Below are 18,769 nucleotides of genomic sequence, written 5' to 3'. Positions count from 1 at the left end.
ACAGGAGAAGGTAGATGTCCCGGCTCTCGATTCCGTCCGACCGGTCCGCCCCGCAACGGCGCGCGGCAGCGCAGGACCGTGGCCTGAAGCCCACCCTGGTGCTGGCGATGGGGACCTTCGCGGTCGGTACGGACGCGTTCGTCGTCGCCGGATTCCTGCCGGAGATGGCGGACACCCTGCACGTCTCCACCGCCGCCGCCGGACAGTCGGTGACGGTCTTCGCGCTCTCGTACGCCGTACTCGCCCCGCTGGTCGCCACGGTCACCGCCCGGGTGCCGCGCCGCCCGCTGCTGGTCGGGGCCCTGCTGGTGCTCTGCGTCGCCAACCTCGGCTCCGCGCTGGCCACGAGCCTGCCGATGCTGATCGCCACCCGGGTCGCCGCAGCGGCCGGCGCCGCCGCGTACACCCCGAACGCCGGGGCGGTGAGTGCCGCGCTGGTCCGCCCGGAACTACGGGCCCGGGCCCTCGCCGTGGTGGTCGGCGGGCTGACCGTCGCCACCGCGCTCGGCGTACCGCTCGGCGGCGTGGCCAGCCAGTGGCTCGGCTGGCGCGCCGCGCTCGGTACGGTCGCCGGGCTCTGCCTGCTGGTGGCGGTCGGGGTACGACTGATCATGCCCAGCCTGCCCGGCAACCCGCGTACCCCGCTGCGCACCCGGTTGGCGGTGCTGCGCCGGCCCGGGGTGCTGACCGTACTGCCGCTGACGGTCCTCGGGATGGCCGCCTGCTACACCGGTTACGCGTACGCCGTCCCCGCGCTGGGCGCGGCCGGGATCCCGCCGACCTCGGTCAGCCTGATGCTCTTCCTCTACGGGGTCGGCGCGGTGGTCGGCAACCTGCTCTCCGGCTACACCACCGATCGATGGGGGCCGACCCGGGTGCTCGGCACCGGATATCTCGGCATGGTGACCTGCCTGGCCCTGCTCGGCTGGGCGGCCGGCGGCGGCAGCGTCCCCCCGGCGGTCGTCGGCGTCCTCGTGCTGGTCTGGGGGGCGAGTAGCTGGTGCCAGACGCCTCCGCAGCAGCACCGGCTGATCGAGGCCGCCCCGCAGGAGGCACCGCTGGTGGTGTCGCTGAACTCCTCCGGCATCTACCTGGGCATCGGCCTCGGCACCACGGTCGGCGGCCTCGCCATCACCTCCGGTGCGGCCGCCGCGTTCGCCGTCGGCGCGGCCGGTGCGCTGGCCGCGCTGCTCTTCCTGCTGGCGACCGCGCCGGCACGGCGGGCCGGGAGCGCGACCGGATGACCCCGGCACCGCTGACCACCCGGGCCGCGTACGTCGAACGGCTCGGCGCAGCCACCGAGATCCGGTACGGCGACCTCGCGATCGCCGGCCCCGGGCCGACCGACGTACTGGTCGCCGTTGACGCCACCGTGGTCAACCCGGTGGACACCTTCGTCCGGTCGGGCGCCTATCCGACCCCGGTGCCGCTGCCCTTCGTGATCGGCCGTGACCTGGTCGGCACGGTGGTCGCCGCCGGTCCGGGCGCACCCGGGTTCGCCGCCGGTGACCGGGTCTGGTGCAACAGCCTCGGTCACGACGGCCGGCAGGGTGCCGCCGCCGAGCGGGCCGTCGTGCCGGTCGACCGGCTCTACCGGCTGCCGGACGGGGTGCCGGCGGAACTCGCGGTGGCGGTGGTGCACCCCACCGCGACCGCGTACCTCGCGCTGTTCACGCACGGCCGGCTGCGCCCCGGCGACACCGTCGTGGTAGCCGGTGCGGCCGGCAACGTGGGCAGTGCGCTGGTGGTCCTGGCCAGTACCGCCGGGGCCCGGGTCGTGGCGACCGCCGCTGCCGACGACGAGGCGTACTGCCGGTCGCTGGGCGCGGCCGAGGTCCTCGACTACCGCGACGAGCGGTGGCCCGAACGGGTCCGCGCGCTCTGTCCGGACGGGGTCGACCTCTACCTCGACACGTACGGCCGCAACGACCTGGAGAACGCGGTCGAACTACTCGCCCACCGGGGCCGGGTGGTGCTGCTGGCGGGACTGCGGACCCGACCGGTGCTCCCGGCCGGCAGCCTCTACACCCGGGACGGGGCGGTCGTCGGGTTCGTCATCTCGCGTGCCTCGACCGCCGAACTCGGCGCGGCGGCTCGGATGATCAACCAACTGCTCGCCGCCGGACGGCTGCGCCCACGGGGCACCGAGATCCTGTCCCTGCGGGAGGCGGCCGAGGCGCACCGCCGGGTCGAGGCCGGCAAGCTGCGCGGCACCCGGCTGGTCCTGGCGCCCGGGTGCTGACCTGAGAGTGGCTCAGGTCACAACCTGACCGATCGGTCAACTCTCTGACCGATCGGTCAGGCATGCTCGGGTCCGGAGGTGAGCCGGATGGCGCGCAGCAGCAGCCGGACCCGGGACGAGATCCTGGTCGTCGCGGCCCGGCAGTTCGCCCGGATGGGCTTCAAGGGCACCTCGCTGCACGACATCGCGGTCGAGGTGGGCTGCTCGAAGGCCACCCTGCTGTACCACTTCGACAGCAAGGAGGCGATCCTGCTGGCGCTGGTCGCGCCCGCCGCCCGGGACCTGGCCGCCCTCGACGCCCGGCTCGCCGGGCTCGCCGCGGCGGATGCCCGGGAGACCGCCATCGACGGCTTCGTCGACCTGGTGCTCACCTACCGGCGGGAGGTCGCGCTGATCTACGACGACCCGGCGCACCTGCTGGAACAGCCGGCCTTCACGGACCTCGCCTCCGTCACCGCCCGCCTGGTCGACGCCGTGGCCGGGCGCTGCACCGACCCGGCCGACCGGATCGCCGCCGAGGTAGTGCTCGCCGGCATCTCGGCGGTGGTGATCGAGCACACCGACGACGACGAGGCCGACCTCCGCCGGGCGCTGCTCCGGGTGGCCCGCCGCGCGCTGCGTCCCGAGGCCGACGTACCCACCGCCGACCGCACGGCGCGGCACTGAACCCACACCGCCCCTCCACCACCAGTCCGACCCCTCGACCGAAGGAAGCGACATGGCGACCCTCCTCTACCGACTAGGCCGGGCATCGTTCCGGCGCCGCCGGCTCGTGGTGGTCCTCTGGCTCGTCCTGCTGGCCGCGCTCGGCGGGGCAGCGGTGGCGTTCATGGGCCCCACCTCGACCAACTTCTCCATCCCCGGCACCGAGTCACAGCGGGCGATCGACGCGCTGAAGCGGGAGTTCCCGGAGGCGAGCGGCGCGACCGGCACCATCGTGGTCGCCGCGCCGGAAGGCCAGCAGCTCGGCACGCCGGACCGCCGGGCGGCAGTGGCCGAGCTGGTACGCGAGGCCGGCACCCTACCCGGCGTGGTCGGCGCGCTCGACCCGTTCACCACCGGGGCGCTCTCCCAGGACGGCCGGCACGCGCTCGTACAGGTGCAGTTCGCCCACCAGGCCGACGAGGTCACCGAGGCGCAGCGCGAGGCGTACGAGCAGAGCGGCTCGGCGGCGACGGCGGCCGGGCTGCGGGTCGAACACGGTGGTGAGGTGATGTCCAGCGTGCCCGAGGTGGGCGGCACCGAGGGCATCGGCGTGCTGATCGCGCTGGTCGTACTCGTCGTGACGCTGGGTTCGCTGGTCGCGGCCGGGATGACGATGCTCAACGCGCTGATCGGGGTCGGCGCCGGAATGGCCGGCCTGTACGCGCTCAGCAACACCATCGAGCTGACCAGTACCGCACCGGTGCTCGCCCTGATGCTCGGCCTCGCGGTCGGGATCGACTACTCGCTCTTCATCACCTCGCGCTACCGGCAGAACCTGCTGGAGGAGCTGGAGCCGGAGGAGGCGGCCGGGCGGGCGATCGGCACGGCCGGCTCGGCGGTGCTCTTCGCCGGGGTCACCGTCGTGATCGCGCTCGCCGGGCTGGCCGTGGTGAACATCCCGTTCCTGACGATCATGGGACTCGCCGCCGCCGGAACCGTCGCGGTCGCCGTACTCGTGGCGTTGACGCTGCTGCCCGCGCTGCTCGGCTTCGCCGGCCGGCGCATCCTGCCGCGCCGGCTGCGGCGCACCGCGACCGGCGCGGTGCCGGCCGCCGCTACCGAGGGGTTCGGTTTCCGCTGGGCCCGGCTGGTCATCCGGCTGCGGGTGCCGCTGATCCTGGTCGCCGTGCTCGGGCTCGGCGCGCTCGCGCTGCCCGCCGCCGACATGCGGGTCGCGCTGCCGGACCACGGCACCGCCCCGCACGGTACGCCGCAGCGCGAGGCCGCCGACCTGATCACCGAGGGCTTCGGGCCCGGGTTCAACAACCGCCTGGCCCTGGTGGTCTCCAGCGACTCGCCCGAACGCACCGGCACGGTCGCCCAGGAGGTCACCGCCGTACTCCAGGGCACCGAGAACCTGCTCGCGGTCAGCCCGCCCAACCTGAGCCGGGACCGGCTGACCGCCCTGCTGGCGGTGATCCCGACGACCGGCCCGACGGACCCGGCGACCGAGACCCTGGTGCACCAGATCCGGGAGAAGGTCGGCCCGATCGACCGGCTCGGCGACACCGACGTGGCGTTGACCGGCCAGACGGCGGTCGGGATCGACGTCTCGGCGAAGCTCGCCGACGCGATGCCGTGGTACCTGCTGCTCGTGGTGGGCCTGTCGGTACTGCTGCTGATGCTGGTGTTCCGGTCGCTGCTGGTACCGCTGAAGGCGGCGCTGGGTTTCCTGCTCACCGTCGGGGCCACCTTCGGGCTCACCGTGCTGGTCTTCCAGCAGGGCCACCTCAGTGAGCTGGTCGGGTTGGACACCCCGGGTCCGCTGGTCAGCTTCCTGCCGATCCTGCTGATCGGCATCCTGTTCGGCCTGGCCATGGACTACGAGGTGTTCCTGGTCTCCCGGATGCGGGAGGACTTCGTGCACGGCGACACCCCGACCCAGGCCACCATCAACGGCATGGGGCACGGCGCCCGGGTGGTCACCGCCGCCGCGCTCATCATGACCTCGGTCTTCGCCGGCTTCGTGCTGCTCGACGATCCGGTGATCAAATCGATGGGTTTCGCCCTCGCCATCGGGGTGGCGATCGACGCGTTCGTGGTCCGGATGACGATCGTGCCGGCGGTGATCTCGCTGCTCGGCCGGAGCGCCTGGTGGCTGCCCGGCTGGCTGTCGAAGCTGCTGCCCAACGTCGACATCGAGGGCGAACGCCTGCGCCGGCACCTGGCCACCGACGCCGAACCCGAACGGGTCCCCGCCGGGGTCTGAGCCCCGCCCGATCGTGGGCTGTTACCACCCCTGGCGGGGCGGTAACAGCCCACGATCCGTTGCGGAGCCGGTCAACCCTGGAGTCGGCGCCGGCCGCCTCCGCCAGCGGCGGCGAAGCCGCTGGTCGGCACGTTTTCCGAACGAGGCAAACTTTTCGCTGTCCCCGGCGTCTGAGGGAGCGGGAGGTGTGCCGTGGGTCGGGCGTCCGAGCGGGAATTCACCGCGTTCGTGCACGAGCGGGGCGACGTGCTGCTCCGCGTCGCCCAGGCGCTCGCCGGTGACCGCTACGCCGCCGAGGACCTGCTGCAGAACGCGCTGGCGAAGGCGTACGCCCGGTGGCCCCGGATCCGGGGCGACGCGGAGCCGTACGTCCGGCAGATCCTCTACCACGACCAGGTCTCGGCCTGGCGGCGGCGCGGACGGCGGGCCGAGGTGCCGCATGCCGAGGTGCCGGAGCCACCTGCCGCCGACACCCAGCACGACCACGACACGGCGGTCCGGATGATGCTCCGGGACGCGCTGATGATGCTGCCACCCCGGCAGCGGGCGGTACTGGTGTTGCGCTATCTGGAGGACCAGACGGTGGAGCAGACCGCCGCGGCGCTCGGCTGCCGCCCCGGCACCGTGGCCAGCCAGGCGTCCCGGGCACTGAGCAAACTCCGCGAACTCGTGCCGGAGTTCGCGGAGCTGACCCAACGGGCGGAGGCACTGCGATGAGCGAGCGCGCGGACCGGCTGCTGCGGGAGGCCGTACGCGAGTTGGCCGGCAGCCCCCACCAGCCGCCGAACTTCGCCGCCACCGCCATCGTCCAGGGCCGGCGGATGCGCCGACGCCGGCAGACGATCGCGGCCGCGGCGGCGTTCGTCGCGATCGGCGCCATCGCGGCACCGTACGTCTGGCTCCGGCCCGACCCGCAGCCACCGGCCCTGGGGATCGGCGGACCACCGGCGGCGACCACGCCGGCGAGTTCGCCGACGCCCCGGTCCGAGTCGCCGGGCGACTGGCGGAACGGGCCGGTGGAGCTGCCCGGCGGTGCGCTGCTGCTCAGTGCCGGCTCGACCCGGCAGGCGGGCCCGACCTGGGCATACGACTCCGCCCGGCGCCGCTACGTCAGCGTCCCGGCGAGCTACACGTCGGTCCGGGTCTCTCCGCGCCTCCCGGTTGCCGCGGTACGCAGCTCCGGCCGCCCCACCGACGTCGCGCTGTACGACCTGGCGACCGGCAAACCGGAGTGGTTCCGGACCGGCAAGACGGTCATGGGCGTCGAGTGGTCGCCGGACGGACGGCGACTGCTGGCCACCCTGCAGGACAGGAAGACCGGGATGTACACGATCGGGCTGCTCACCCCCGACGCCGGAGACTTCCAGTACTACCCGGTCAAGACGCGCCCGGTGTCCTGCCTCGGTGTCTGCCGCTTCACCTGGGCTCCCGGCGGCCGGGAGGTGGCACTGTCGCAGGCCGAAGCGGTCGTCGACGCCCCGAAGGTGGTTCCGCCCGGCCTACAGCTCTTCGCAGCCGACGACGGCATGCCCACCCGGTTCCTGCCGATCCAGGGCGGTGTCGCCAGCTCGGCGGCGTGGTCTCCGGACGGCTCGCTGGTGGTGGTCTCGGCGTCGTCGGATTCGGCGGCCCGGGGCGAACCGGCACCGCCGGCCAAGGAGAAGGTGACCGCGCAGCTCGTCTCGACGCAGACCGGGAAGGTGGTACGGCAACTGCCGAGCGCCGACGTAACCTGGATCACGCCCAGCCGGCTGCTCTATCTGGACCCGGCCCGGCCCGGCGGGCTCACCGCGGTGCTCGTCGACCCGAGCGGTGCCGAGCACGAGCGGGCCGAACTTCCGCTCGAACTGGTCAGCAGCGACGACATCAGGTTCGCGGCCAGGTGATCGTCGGGTAACGATCCGGTACGCACACCGCGGATCGAGCAGGTTCTGCCCCCAATCCGGATGGGTGAGCGGCTAATGTCGCACGGACGTCCGGCCGGGGTGGGTGCGGTGAACCAGGCCCCGATCCGCTGCCCACCGGCCGGCGTCCGAGCGCTCAGCCAACTCACAGGTTGCCCGGGCCGGTTACCTTGCAGTCGTGGCAGCGGGGACTCTGATCTTCCTCATCATCGGCGGCGCCGGAGTCGCAGTGCTGGTGCTCGCCCTGCTCGGTACGGAGTTGGCGCACCTCGGCAACCCGGACATCGACGGCCCGATCAGCCTGGAGACGATTGCCGGGTTCGCCGGCGTACTCGGCTTCGGCGGAGCCATCGCCAACGAGGTGATCGGCGGCCGTACCTTCGGCCAGGTCGCCGCCGCCGGTGGCCTGGGCGCGCTGGCGGCGGTGCCGGCGGGCTGGCTCGCGGCCCGGCTCTCCCGGGCGGCCCGCAACATGCACACCGACGCCACCCCGACCCGCAACGACCTGGTCGGGGCCCTCGGGGTGGTGGTCACCCCGATCCCCAACGCGGGCTACGGCGAGGTGCGGGTCCGGGTGGGTGGCCAGCCGGTGAAACTCAACGCCAGAGCCGAGCGGCCGATAGCGCTCGGCGCGCAGATCTTCGTCGTCGAGGCGCTGACCGAGACCAGCGTCCTGGTCGAGACCTACTGACTCCAGGTCGGTCCGTACGCCGAGCGCCGCCGCCCGGACACCGGCACCCCCACCCCGACACCATGTCCACCCCCACGAACCTCGGCAGTCGACCGCGCACGCCAACCCCCAATCCGAAATGGACGGTGCCATGCTGATCCTCATCGCCATCGGCGGAGCAGTGCTCCTGGCCCTCATCCTCGTCATGTTCGTGCTCTCCCGGATCAAAGTCGCCGGGCCGAACGAGGCCTTCATCGTCACCGGCCGCAAGGGCCGTACGACGCAGAGCGCCGACGGCAGCCGCTCCACCGACATGTCCGGGCAGAAGGTCGTACTCGGCGCCTCGGTCTTCGTCCTGCCGGTGGTGCAGAAGCTCCAGTCGCTCGACCTGTCCAGCCGGCGGATCGACGTCAGCATCAAGGGCGCGGTCAGCAAGCAGGGCATCCGGGCCGAGCTGCACGGCGTGGCGATCGTCAAGGTCGGCGGCACCGAGGACGCGATCCGCGCGGCGGCGCAGCGGTTCCTGCACCAGCAGGACGAGATCGAGAGCTTCACCCGCGAGGTGCTGGCCGGTGCGCTCCGCTCGATCGTCGGCCGGCTCACCATCGAGGAGATCATCCGGGACCGGGCCGCCTTCGCCAGCGCGGTCGCCGAGGAGGCCGAGCACTCGATGACCAACCAGGGTCTGGTGCTCGACACCTTCCAGCTCCAGGACATCCTGGCCGAGGGCTCCTACCTGCAGGACCTCGGCCGGCCCGAGGCGGCCCGGGTGCTCAAGGACGCGGCCATCGCCGAGGCCCGGGCCCGGCAGGTCGCCGAGCAGGAGCGGCTGCTCGCCGAGGAGGCGATCGCGGAGGCGAACCGGAACCTGGCGCTGAAGCAGGCCGGCATCCAGGCCGAGATCGACGCCGCCAAGGCCAAGTCGGCCGCCGCCGGCCCGCTGGCCCAGGCCGAGCGGGACCAGGCGATCCTGACCGAGCAGCAGAAGGTCGCCGAGCGCAACGCCGAACTGAAGCAGCGCCAGCTCGACACCGAGGTCCGCAAGCCGGCCGACGCGGCCCGGTACAAGGTGGAGCAGGAGGCCGAGGCGTCCCGCAACGCGGCGGTGCTGGCCGCCGACGCCGAGCGGCAGGCCACCATCGCGGCCGCGCAGGCCGCCGCCGAGCAGGCCCGGCTGACCGGTGAGGGCGAGCGGGCCCGCCGGGCGGCCCTGGCCGAGGCGAACGCGATCGAGGGTGCCAAGGAGGGTGAGGCCGAGCAGCGCCGGCGTACCGCCATCGCCGACGCGGTCGAGCGGGAGGGCCAGGCGGAGGCCGCGGCGATCCTCGCCCGGGGCCAGGCCGAGGCGGAGGCGATGTCCCGCAAGGCCGAGGCGTTCGCGTCGTACGGCGAGGCGGCCGTGCTCGACCTGCTGGTCAAGGTACTGCCGCAGGTGGTCGAGGCGGCGAGCGCCCCGGTCGGCGCGATCGACAAGATCACGGTGATCTCCACCGATGGCGCCTCCTCGCTGACCAAGTCGGTGGCGGCCAACGTGGCCCAGGGACTCCAGCTCGGCAGCGACCTGACCGGGGTCGACCTGACCGGGCTGCTCGCCCGGCTCGGCGCGGCCCGCGGCAACGTCGACCAGATCGTCGACGGCACGCTGACCAACGGCGGCAAGGCGGTCGAGCCGAAGAGCTGACCACCCGGGGACGTTCCACCCCGCGGCCCGGTACCGGAGTTGCCGCTCCGGTGCCGGGCCGCCTGCTGTTTGCGCGCGGGCCGGCTGCTCCCGCACGGGCTCCGGAGCGAGCCCCGCCTCCCCACGGTCACCCCCGCCGCGAGTCCCGGAACCCGGTCCAGCAGTCCGGCCGGCGGTGCCGGTGTGGTGATCGCCGCTCTGGGCTCCCTAATCCGACCGGGCGTACAGGGTGGTGAAGGCCAGGGACTGCTGGGTCAGCCGGTCGCCGGCACAGGTGTAGTTGGACGGGGCGGTCGAGGCGGTGAAGGGCTGCCAGCGTCCGGGCGTACCGGCACCGACCCGCAGCCGCACCTCGGCCGCGGATCGTACGTCCCGCAGCTCGATCCGGTCGCCGACGAGCGCGTAGCGGTAGCTGACCCTGCCCCGCAGTTCGAGCACGACCTCCTGGCCGCCGTGACTGCTGGAGAAGACCGTGCCGTCGCCGTAGTCGGCGATCCCGGCGCCCTCGGCGCTGAGCGAGAGCGTCGACCCGGTGCCTCCGGTGAAGCTCAGCCGGCCCACCTCGGGCACGTCCACCTGCTCCTGATGCTCGGTGACCCGCCAGGTGCCGACCAGGCAGCCGGGCGCGCCCGGTGCGCCGCTCGGCGTACTCCCGGCCGGCGGGTCGCCGCCGGTGGCGGGGGCGGGATCCGTCGGGCCGGCGCCGGTCGGGTCCTGCGACCCGCCGTCCCGGAGTACGACCACCAGCACGATCGCGACGACGAGGGCCACCAGCGTCGACACCAGCGCCACCATCGGGACCAGGAAGGAGCGGTCGCCCGGCCGACCCGAGACGTCCACGATCACCTCCCCGCCTGTCGTACGCCGGATAGGACGGTATCGCCAGTGGACGCGGCGGGCGAACCGTCCGTTCCGGCATTGACACCGCGCTGGCTTCTACGGCGACGTCGACCGGGCGCTACGCCGGGAACTCGCGGGTACGTCGATCGCCGACGTGCTGGACCAGACCCTGGAGACGGGAGAGTCATGAGCAACGGCGTACGCCATCCGGTCGTCGTCGGAGAGCACGTCGTCTGCTGGCTCACCCGGTTCGCCGATGCCGCGCGGCTCGACGATCACCTCCGGCGCCTGGACCGGTCTACCCGATGGCGGGACGAGGTGCTGCCCGAGCTGCGCGCCGCGCTCGTCGCCCCGCCGCGACAGCTACGGTTGGCTCCGACGACCCGCTCGGCGCTGCGCTGACCGGCACCGCCCGGGTGCTGCCCTGGCACCGCCCCGGATGCCGGTCCGCGGCGAGATCGGTCGGACCGCCAGACCGGCCCGTCAGTCGGTGATGCCCTGTTCCCGGGCCCAGCGCAGCAACTCGGCCTCGGCCTCGTCCCGGTCCAGCGGGCCCCGCTCCAGACGCAGTTCCTTCAGGTACCGCCAGGCTCGACCCACGATCGGCCCCGGCGGTACGCCGAGCAGCTCCATGATGGCGTTGCCGTCGAGGTCGGGGCGTACCCGGGCGAGGTCCTCCTCCGCCTGGAGGCGCGCGATCCGCTCCTCCAGCGCGTCGTAGTCGGCGGCCAGCGCGGCGGCCTTGCGGCGGTTCCGGGTGGTGCAGTCGGAGCGGGTCAGCTTGTGCAGCCGGGGCAGCAGGTCACCGGCGTCGGTGACGTACCGGCGCACCGCCGAGTCGGTCCACTCGCCGCGCCCGTACCCGTAGAACCGCAGGTGCAGCCCGACCAGTGCGACCACCTGGCCGATCACGTCCTTGGGATAGCGCAACGCCTTCATCCGCTGCTTGGTCAACCGGGCGCCGACCACCTCGTGGTGGTGGAAGCTGACCCGGCCGTCCGGCCCGACCGCCTTGGTGGCCGGCTTGCCGACGTCGTGCATCAGTGCGGCCATCCGGAGGACGAAGTCGCAGCCCTCCTCCTCCAGCCGCACCGCGTTGCTCACCACGATCAGGGTGTGCTCGTAGACGTCCTTGTGCTGTGCGTGCTCGTCGATCTCCAGCTTCAGCCCGGACAGCTCCGGCAGGAACCGGTCGGCGAGGCCGGTGTCGACCAGCAGGCGCAGCCCGGTGATCGGGTCGGCCCCGCAGAGCAGCTTGGTGAACTCGTCCCGGATCCGCTCGGCGGTGATCCGGTCGAGGTCGGCCGCCATCGCCCGCATCGCCTCCCGGACCTCGGGCGCGACGGCGAAGCGCAGTTGTGCGGCGAATCTGGCCGCGCGGAGCATCCGCAGCGGATCGTCCCCAAACGACTCGGCCGGGGTGCCGGGGGTCCGGATCACCCGGTCGGCGAGGTCGGCCAGCCCGCCGTGCGGATCGGTGAAGTCGTGCCCCGGCAGGCTGACCGCCATCGCGTTGATGGTGAAGTCCCGGCGCCGCAGGTCGTCGGCGAGGTCGGTGCCGTACCGGACCACCGGGTTCCGGCTCACCTGGTCGTACGACTCGGCCCGGAAAGTGGTGATCTCCAGCCGCAGCCCGTCCCGCTGGGCGCCGATCGTGCCGAACTCGCGCCCGGTCTCCCAGGTCGCCTCGGCCCAGCCCTTCAGCAGCCGCAGCGTCTCGTCCGGGTGCGCGTCGGTAGCGAAGTCGAGGTCCTCGCCGAGCCGGCCGAGCAGGGCGTCCCGGACCGAACCGCCGACCAGGTGCAGCTCGTGACCGGCCCGGGCGAACCGGCGACCCAACTCGTCGGCGACCGGCGAGACCCGGAGCAGTTCCGCGACGGCATTGCGCTGGGCAGCGCTCAGGGCCGACCGGCTGGCGGACGGCGTCGACGGGGCGCTGTGCGGGGCGGATGTTTCGGACATGGGATCGCCAGCCTACTGAACCGTCCGGCACCGGCTGGCGCCGGGCACACCAACTGACCGGCGACGCGGCCGGGCGGCCGGGTGACCGGGTTGACTAATGTTCCAACAGTGCCGGCGGGCGCCCCTGCCCGCCGTACCCCTTGGGAGGCTGAGATGGCTGGCGGGCTGTACCGCAGCGCCAACGCCATGCCCGACGGCGTCCCGCCGCCCCAGGACGGCGCGACGCTGATCTCCGCGTCGCCGGCCCTGGAGAGCACCGCACCGCCGCCGGAGACCGCCGGCAGCGCCGCCGGCAACAGCGCGATCATGGCGATCGGCAGCCTGGTGAGCCGGGGTACCGGCTTCCTGCGCACCCTGATGGTGACGGCCGCGCTGGGCGCCTTCGCCGTCAACGACGCGTACGCCACCGCGTTGATCATCCCGCAGATGGTCTACGAGTTCCTGCTCGGCGGCATCCTGACCAGCGTGCTGGTGCCGGTGCTGGTACGCCGACGCCGGGTCGACGCCGACGGCGGCCAGGCGTACGCCCAGCGCCTGCTCACCCTGGCCGTGCTCGCCCTCGGCGTAGCCGCGGTGCTGGCCATCGTGGCCGCCCCGGTGCTGACCGAGATCTACGCCAGCGGCCGCGGCGACGACTACCAGGGCCTGGTCACCACACTCTCCCGGCTGCTGCTGCCGATCATCTTCTTCTCCGGGCTGAGCGCGCTGGTCGCCGCGGTGCTCAACACCCGTGGGCACTTCGCGGCGCCGATGTGGACACCGATCCTCAACAACCTCGTGATCATCGCCGCCTGCGCGCTCTACATCGCCGTCTACGGCGCGCAGATCATCGAGCCGGACGAGATGAGTCCGGGTCGGATCCTGCTGCTCGGCGGCGGCACCCTGCTCGGCATCGTCGTCCAGGCCGTCGGCCTGCTGCCGGCGCTGCGCAGGGTCGGCTTCCGCTGGCGGTGGCGGTTCGACTTCCGGGAGCTGGGCCTGCGCGAGCTGGGCCGGCTCGGCGGCTGGATGTTCTGCTACGTGGCGGTCAACTCGGTCGGCCTGATCGTGCTCTTCAACCTGCTCAACCAGGTGGAGGGCGAGTCGGCCGGACCGGCCATCTACAACAACGTCTTCCTGCTGCTGATGATGGCGCACGGCATCATCGCAGTCTCGATCATCACCGCCCTGATGCCCCGGATGAGCGCCGCCGCCGCCGATGGCCGGTTCGAGGACATGGCGAGCGACCTGTCCCGTACCGTCCGGACCGTCACCGCCGTACTCGCGCCGATCGCGGTCTGCTACGCCGTACTCGCCGAGCCGATCGCGGTGAGCCTCTTCGACTACGGCGCGGCCCGGGGCGACGCGGGTGCCATCTCACCGGTGCTGCTGGTCGCCGCGCTGGCGCTGATCCCGTTCGCGGTCAGTCAGGTCTTCACCTTCGCGTTCTGGGCGCTGCCCGACACCCGCATGCCGGCGCTGATCAACATCCCGGTCGTACTGCTCCGGATCCTGGTGCAGGTGCTCGTCTTCGCCGCGTTCTCCACCTCGGTACTCGCCTCCGGGATGATGTTCGGCAACGCCGTCTCGTACGTCGCCGCGGCGGTGATCTCCGCCTGGTTGCTGCGCCCCCGGATCGGCCGGATCGGCCTCGGCGCGATGTTCAACACCTTCGGCCGGGTACTCGTGGCGGCCCTCGGCGCGACCCTGGTGGGCCTGCTGGTGGTGACCCTGCTGCCGGGTCAGGCGACCGAGAACCGCTGGCTGGGCTTCCTGGAGGTGGCGATCGGCGGAGCGGCGATCGGCGCCACGTACCTCGGACTGGCCCTGCTGCTGCGGATCCGGGAGATAACCACGGTGGTCGGCATGGTCCGCCGCCGGCTCGGCCGGTGACCGGTCGGAGTGCGGACTGGGGACGTACCTGTGGATAACCCGGCCGGTCCGGCTCAGACCTCCACGCACAGGCTGTGGACAACGGCTCGGCCGAGGCGGCTGACCCGATGTCACGACGAAGCGGCGACAACCCCGCCGGCCCGGCTCTCGACACCGACGTGCCGGCGCTGCGGAGCACCGTTGCGGTGTGACCGACGTGACCGCCGTTCGGCAACCACCCGGATGCTGTCGACCTCGGGCGTCCGGCATACTTCCGGCGCACGGGGGAAGGTGCCGGGTGCACGCCGACGCCCCGGACGACAAGGGTGCCGGGCGGGGGCGGCGGGGCCGGCACACCGACCCGGTAGCAAACTGTTGAAATTAACCTATAGATTACTAAAAGCACGGGCCATCAAGGTGGCTGACAGCGGACGATCCAGCGCGCTTCCCGACACATCCGCCCAGCAGGTCCACGTACGGCCGCAAGATGACGTGTCGGGGATCAGTCAGACCCGGGTAAGGTCGCTCTCGACGAGTGCGGCGAGCGCCTAGGCTAGGAGTGCCGGTGGCCGTCCGATTTCCTTCGAAGGCGGAGCGGGAAGCCAGATGCCTAGCAGCACGGGTCCATCGATCGACACGATCACCGAGGGAGGACGGGTGACCCAGGTCGGCGAAGGTCAGGAGGCGGACGAGGCAGCTCCGTCCGTGATGACCTTCGGTGCCCCCGCCGTCGGTGAGATCCTGGCCGAACGGTACGAGCTTGCCGAACACATCAACGACGACAGCGCGGGCCGGCAGGTCTGGCGCGGTGTCGACGTGGTGCTGCGCCGACCGGTCGCCGTGGTGCTGCGCTATCCCGGCGGCGACTCGGCGAAGGAGATGCTCCAGGCCGCGGTGGCGGCCAGCCGGGTGATCCACCCCAACCTGGTCGGCGTCTACGACGCGATCGACGAGGAGGAGCGGGCGTACGTCGTCCGCGAGTGGGTGGACGGCCACTCCCTGCGTGAACTCGTCGCCGAGGGCGTACTCGACCCGGCCCGGGCCACCAGCATCGCGCACGCCGTCTCCGGGGCGATCTCCGCAATCCACGCCACCGGCATGGTGCACGGCAACCTGCACCCCGGCACCGTGATGGTCGGCGACGACGGCCGGGTGGTGCTCGCCGACGCGCGCACCGACGGCGCGGACACCCCCGAGACCGACGTACGCGCGGTCGGCGGCATCCTCTACTACGCGTTGACCGGCCACTGGCCGCACACCGAGGCGTCCCTCACCGCCGGCTCGACCCGGCGGTCCCGCTCGCCGCTGCCGGACGCGGTCCGGGACGCGAGCGGCACCATCGCGGCCCCCCGGCAGGTCCGGGCCGGAGTCCCCGCCTACCTCGACGACCTCACCATGGACCTGCTCGACTCGCAGCTCGCGGTGCCGTCCTCGGACGTCCTCGCCGCCGAGCTGGGCCGGCTCGACGCCGCCGCCGAGGAGCACTACCTCGACAGCGGGCCCCTCCGCTTCACCTCCGGCGACGACGGCGGCCCCGACCTGCCGACGCCCAGCAACCGCAGGATGCTGATCGGCATCGCCGCCCTGCTGGTGATCGCACTGGTCGGGCTCTCGCTCGGCATCAACGCGCTGGTCGGCGATCGGAACTCGACCGACGGCCAGGCCGGACCGACCCCGAGCACCGGGACCAGTACCCAACCCGCGGTGGCCGGCGACCCGGAGCCACCGGCCGCCACCCCGCGCAAGGTCGACCTCACGGGCAACCAGGTCCGGGTGATCGACCCGGACGGCACCCGGAGCGAACTGGACGAGGTGGAGAAGGCGGTTGACGGCGACGTCAACGAGGGCTGGGAGACCGAGACCTACCGGAACGGGTCGAAGTTCGGCAACAAGAAGTCCGGCATGGGCATCCTGATCAACCTGGGTGAGCCCCGCGAGGTCACCAGCGTGCAGGTGGACTTCTCCGAGAGCGGCGTCTCCGCCGAGCTGCGCTCGGGCACCAAAGACTTCCCGGCGACCGCCAGCGGCGACCGGGCTCTCGTCGAGGCGTACAGCACCCGGATCGGCAACGCGTACGAGAAGAGCGACCGGACCAAGGTCTTGTTCAGCCAGTTCGCGCCGGGCCAGAAATACCAGTACCTGATGCTGTGGATCACCGACCTGCCGGAGACCGAGCCGGGTTCCGGCCGGTGGAAGATCGGCGTTCAGGAGATCACGGTCCAGAGTCGGTGAGCTGCCGGTCGTCCCAGTGCGTGCGTGACTCGGTTATCGTGCGGCCATGACCGGCGGGTTGGGTTCCGACGCTGCCGGCCGGGCCGGCTCGCCCTCCGCCCGCCCCTGGGCGCCGACCGACCCGGCCCGGCCGGCAGGCCCGACCATGGGCAACACCGACCCGCACGGACCGCAGACCGGAGGCCGGACCGACCCTACGACCTGGCCGGCCTCCTCGACCCGACTCGGCTCGACCACCCGCCCCGACGCCCCCGGTGCATCCGACGGACTCACTCCGTCCGGGATCGGGTCGTCGACGGACGAGCCGGGTCCGGCCGGGGCGCCGCCGCGCACGGACGCGACAACGCCGGCCACGGACGTGTCGAACCAGGTTGACGGGGTGACCCAGGCCGCCGGCGGTGCATGGGCCGGCGACCCGGAGCGCAGCGACGCCGAGCTGCTCCGGGCACACGTCGACGGCGACCGGGACGCCTTCGCGACCCTTTTCCACCGGCACCGGGACCGCCTCTGGGCGGTGGCGCTGCGTACGGTGACCGACCGGGAGGAGGCGGCGGACGCCCTCCAGGACGCCCTGCTCTCGGCGCACCGCTCGGCGGCCCGGTTCCGGGGCGAGGCTGCCGTCACCACCTGGCTGCACCGCATCGTGGTGAACGCCTGCCTCGATCGGATCCGCCGTCGGCAGGCACATCCGACCGTGCCGCTGCCGGACAGCACCCGCCCGCTCGACACCGCCCGATGGCAGGGTGGCGTCGAGCCGGCCGCGCCGGCCATCGACCACGACACCACGCTCGTCGTACGGCAGGCGCTCGCGGAACTCCCGGTCGAGCAGCGGGCCGCGCTGGTGCTGGTGGACCTACAGGGCTATCCGGTCGCCGAGGTGGCCGAGATCCTTGGTGTCGCCGAGGGCACCGTGAAGAGCCGGTGCGCCCGGGGACGGGCCCGACTCGCCGTGCTGCTCGGCCACCTCCGACCGGCGACCGGTCGCGATCCCGCGCCGAGCCCCAGGGTGCCGTCGGTCACCAGCGGGAACCTCGGCTCCGGTGGCGGCGTCCGATCGGAATCGATCCGGCTCGGGGCGGACAGGCAGGTGGCACCGGACCGGCGTTTTGGCCGGACCGACCAGGACCAGGAGGAATCGTGACCGGGGGCCAGTTCCGGGAGGTCGATCTCGACCTGCTGGCCGACTATGTCGGTGGCGCGCTGGACGGCACCCCGGACGAGGTCGAGATCGCCCGGCTGGTCGACCAGGACCCGGCCTGGGCGGAGGCGTTCGCCGACCTCACCGCCGGTTTCGACGCGGTACGCCTCGACCTGGCGGGCTTGGCCGCCGCGCAGACTCCGATGCCGCCCGTGGTGGTCGACCGGCTCAGCTCGGCGCTGGCCGGCGCTGCCACCCCCGGCACCTCCGACCCGGCCGCCGCAGCCCAGGACCAGCCCGCCGAGGCGCCTGCCGACGCCTCGGCGGAGCCGGTCGGTGCCGCGGCACCGGGTGCCGGTACCCGGTCCGGTGCCATTCCGGACTCCGGGACCGGGCCGTCGGGCGGATCCCCGTCGGGCGGACCGACGCGTCCGAGCGGCCGGCCCCGTCGACACCTGCCCGGCGTACCCGCGCAGCCCGGCGGCGCGCAGCGTCCCGGCCGACCGGGTCGGCGGCGGCGCTGGACGCGACGGATGGCCGGTCCGATCCTGCTCGCCACCGTGGTCGCCGGCTTCGCCGGGTTCGCCGTCAGTGGTCTCGTGGACGGCGGCGACAGCGCCGGTGACCAGCCCGCCGGTACGGCGATGAACTCCGGCGAGGACGCGGCCGCACCGCAGGTCCTCGGCTCCGGCCCGCCCCGGACGGTGGTGGAACCGTCCGTCGAGCGGGTCCTCTCCACCGGCACCGACTACACCCCCGACTCGCTGCCGGACACCGTCTCCCACCTGACCAAGCAGGCTGCCCCGACCACGCCGGCCACCCGGTCCGCGCCGCAGAACCGCAGCTCCGGCCCGGTGCGGGAGGACGCCGCCCCGGCTGCCAGCCCGTTCTCGGCCGCCGGCGCCTCGCCGTGCTGCCTGCCGACGGGGGCCGGCAAGTCGCTGGAACGCCTGACCGACCGGTCCGTACTCGCCGCCTGCCTCGACGCGATCACAACGGCCCACGCGCAGGGCCCGGTCGCGGTCGACCTGGTGGACTACGCCACCTTCCAGGGCCGGGCCGCGCTCGTCGTCGTCTTCACCGACCGCTCGGGGGCCCGCTGGGCCTGGGTGACCGGTCCGAACTGCGGCTCGCCCGCTGCCGACCTCATCTACCAGAGCCGGGTAGGGTAAAACAACGCCTCATCGGCTGTTTGGTCGACGCAGTGACATGACCCACCGGATGACCGGCTCGGGAATCCCCGGTTCGTACGATGACGTTCTGGCTTGCAGGCGCCGGTGCCGTACGTGGCCGGCGCTCGGACCGCCGTCGGCGCCTGGCGCCGGTGGCGCAGAG

At 73.0% G+C, this 18,769-nt stretch carries 15 protein-coding genes; 13 read left to right on the top strand and 2 right to left on the bottom strand.

Going from position 1 to position 18,769, the window contains the following annotated elements:
* The first annotated feature begins 14 nt into the window (after positions 1–14).
* From AAH979_RS34930 to AAH979_RS34895, 8 genes are all read left to right on the top strand, one after another.
* Entirely contained in the window at positions 15–1,244 is a 1,230-nt protein-coding gene (locus tag AAH979_RS34930) for an MFS transporter (protein WP_346262396.1), read from the top strand.
* Positions 1,241–2,242 carry an NADPH:quinone reductase gene (locus AAH979_RS34925; protein ID WP_346262395.1) on the top strand — a complete coding sequence of 334 codons (1,002 nt, stop codon included), beginning with the start codon at positions 1,241–1,243 and terminating at the stop codon, positions 2,240–2,242. Before AAH979_RS34930 ends, AAH979_RS34925 begins: the two co-directional genes overlap by 4 nt.
* An 87-nt stretch (positions 2,243–2,329) precedes the next feature.
* Positions 2,330–2,908 carry a helix-turn-helix domain-containing protein gene (locus AAH979_RS34920; RefSeq protein WP_346262394.1) on the top strand — a complete coding sequence of 193 codons (579 nt, stop codon included), beginning with the start codon at positions 2,330–2,332 and terminating at the stop codon, positions 2,906–2,908.
* Positions 2,909–2,960: 52 nt separating this feature from the next.
* Positions 2,961–5,156: an MMPL family transporter gene (locus tag AAH979_RS34915; protein ID WP_346262393.1), complete on the top strand. Its 2,196-nt coding sequence runs from the start codon at positions 2,961–2,963 to the stop codon at positions 5,154–5,156.
* A gap of 192 nt (positions 5,157–5,348) precedes the next feature.
* The gene (locus tag AAH979_RS34910; protein WP_346262392.1) at positions 5,349–5,873 is read left to right on the top strand and encodes a SigE family RNA polymerase sigma factor; all 525 of its coding nucleotides are present in this window, start codon (positions 5,349–5,351) and stop codon (positions 5,871–5,873) included.
* Complete coding sequence (locus AAH979_RS34905; protein WP_346262391.1) at positions 5,870–7,042, top strand: hypothetical protein; 1,173 nt, start codon at positions 5,870–5,872, stop codon at positions 7,040–7,042. The genes AAH979_RS34910 and AAH979_RS34905 overlap by 4 nt, the downstream gene beginning before the upstream one ends.
* Before the next feature lie 196 nt (positions 7,043–7,238).
* Positions 7,239–7,751 carry a hypothetical protein gene (locus AAH979_RS34900; RefSeq protein WP_346262390.1) on the top strand — a complete coding sequence of 171 codons (513 nt, stop codon included), beginning with the start codon at positions 7,239–7,241 and terminating at the stop codon, positions 7,749–7,751.
* A gap of 130 nt (positions 7,752–7,881) precedes the next feature.
* Positions 7,882–9,411 carry an SPFH domain-containing protein gene (locus AAH979_RS34895; RefSeq protein ID WP_346262389.1) on the top strand — a complete coding sequence of 510 codons (1,530 nt, stop codon included), beginning with the start codon at positions 7,882–7,884 and terminating at the stop codon, positions 9,409–9,411.
* A 207-nt stretch (positions 9,412–9,618) separates the two neighbouring features.
* On the opposite strand, the gene AAH979_RS34890 is transcribed toward AAH979_RS34895, so the two are convergent.
* A complete protein-coding gene (locus AAH979_RS34890) occupies positions 9,619–10,251 on the bottom strand; it encodes a hypothetical protein (RefSeq protein WP_346262388.1) in 633 nt (210 codons plus the stop codon).
* 186 nt (positions 10,252–10,437) lie between these two features.
* Here AAH979_RS34890 and AAH979_RS34885 point away from each other — a divergent pair, with 186 nt between their 5' ends.
* Entirely contained in the window at positions 10,438–10,653 is a 216-nt protein-coding gene (locus tag AAH979_RS34885; protein ID WP_346262387.1) for a hypothetical protein, read from the top strand.
* Positions 10,654–10,734: 81 nt separating this feature from the next.
* Here the strand turns inward: AAH979_RS34885 and AAH979_RS34880 are convergent, their stop codons facing one another.
* Complete coding sequence (locus AAH979_RS34880; protein WP_346262386.1) at positions 10,735–12,213, bottom strand: CCA tRNA nucleotidyltransferase; 1,479 nt, start codon at positions 12,211–12,213, stop codon at positions 10,735–10,737.
* 153 nt (positions 12,214–12,366) lie between these two features.
* On the opposite strand from AAH979_RS34880, the gene murJ reads away from it, so the two are divergent.
* The 4 genes from murJ to AAH979_RS34860 all read left to right on the top strand — a co-directional run bounded on the left by murJ (position 12,367) and on the right by AAH979_RS34860 (position 18,606).
* Positions 12,367–14,085 (top strand): murein biosynthesis integral membrane protein MurJ, encoded by a 1,719-nt coding sequence (gene murJ / locus AAH979_RS34875; RefSeq protein WP_346262385.1) that lies wholly within the window; start codon positions 12,367–12,369, stop codon positions 14,083–14,085.
* Between the two features lie 585 nt (positions 14,086–14,670).
* Positions 14,671–16,296: a protein kinase family protein gene (locus tag AAH979_RS34870; protein WP_346262384.1), complete on the top strand. Its 1,626-nt coding sequence runs from the start codon at positions 14,671–14,673 to the stop codon at positions 16,294–16,296.
* Positions 16,297–16,675: 379 nt separating this feature from the next.
* Positions 16,676–17,437, top strand: coding sequence for an RNA polymerase sigma factor SigM (gene sigM / locus AAH979_RS34865; protein WP_346262415.1), 762 nt, complete (start codon positions 16,676–16,678; stop codon positions 17,435–17,437).
* Positions 17,434–18,606 carry a hypothetical protein gene (locus AAH979_RS34860; protein ID WP_346262383.1) on the top strand — a complete coding sequence of 391 codons (1,173 nt, stop codon included), beginning with the start codon at positions 17,434–17,436 and terminating at the stop codon, positions 18,604–18,606. The genes sigM and AAH979_RS34860 overlap by 4 nt, the downstream gene beginning before the upstream one ends.
* Positions 18,607–18,769 lie beyond the last annotated feature (163 nt).

The organism is Plantactinospora sp. ZYX-F-223 (genome assembly GCF_039649625.1).
Lineage (GTDB): Bacteria > Actinomycetota > Actinomycetes > Mycobacteriales > Micromonosporaceae > Plantactinospora.
The sequence above is the reverse complement of the archived record's forward strand: the minus strand, read 5'-3'. Positions and strand labels throughout refer to the sequence as shown.

What these genes read in the sequence shown, in the direction of transcription:
- AAH979_RS34905 (WP_346262391.1), top strand. Translation starts at nt 5,870, where the DNA reads ATGAGCGAGCGCGCGGACCGGCTGCTGCGGGAGGCCGTACGCGAGTTG.
- AAH979_RS34915 (WP_346262393.1), top strand. Translation starts at nt 2,961, where the DNA reads ATGGCGACCCTCCTCTACCGACTAGGCCGGGCATCGTTCCGGCGCCGC.
- AAH979_RS34930 (WP_346262396.1), top strand. Translation starts at nt 15, where the DNA reads ATGTCCCGGCTCTCGATTCCGTCCGACCGGTCCGCCCCGCAACGGCGC.
- AAH979_RS34895 (WP_346262389.1), top strand. Translation starts at nt 7,882, where the DNA reads ATGCTGATCCTCATCGCCATCGGCGGAGCAGTGCTCCTGGCCCTCATC.
- AAH979_RS34880 (WP_346262386.1), bottom strand. Translation starts at nt 12,213, where the DNA reads ATGTCCGAAACATCCGCCCCGCACAGCGCCCCGTCGACGCCGTCCGCC.
- AAH979_RS34870 (WP_346262384.1), top strand. Translation starts at nt 14,671, where the DNA reads ATGCCTAGCAGCACGGGTCCATCGATCGACACGATCACCGAGGGAGGA.
- murJ (WP_346262385.1), top strand. Translation starts at nt 12,367, where the DNA reads ATGGCTGGCGGGCTGTACCGCAGCGCCAACGCCATGCCCGACGGCGTC.
- AAH979_RS34920 (WP_346262394.1), top strand. Translation starts at nt 2,330, where the DNA reads ATGGCGCGCAGCAGCAGCCGGACCCGGGACGAGATCCTGGTCGTCGCG.
- AAH979_RS34925 (WP_346262395.1), top strand. Translation starts at nt 1,241, where the DNA reads ATGACCCCGGCACCGCTGACCACCCGGGCCGCGTACGTCGAACGGCTC.
- AAH979_RS34885 (WP_346262387.1), top strand. Translation starts at nt 10,438, where the DNA reads ATGAGCAACGGCGTACGCCATCCGGTCGTCGTCGGAGAGCACGTCGTC.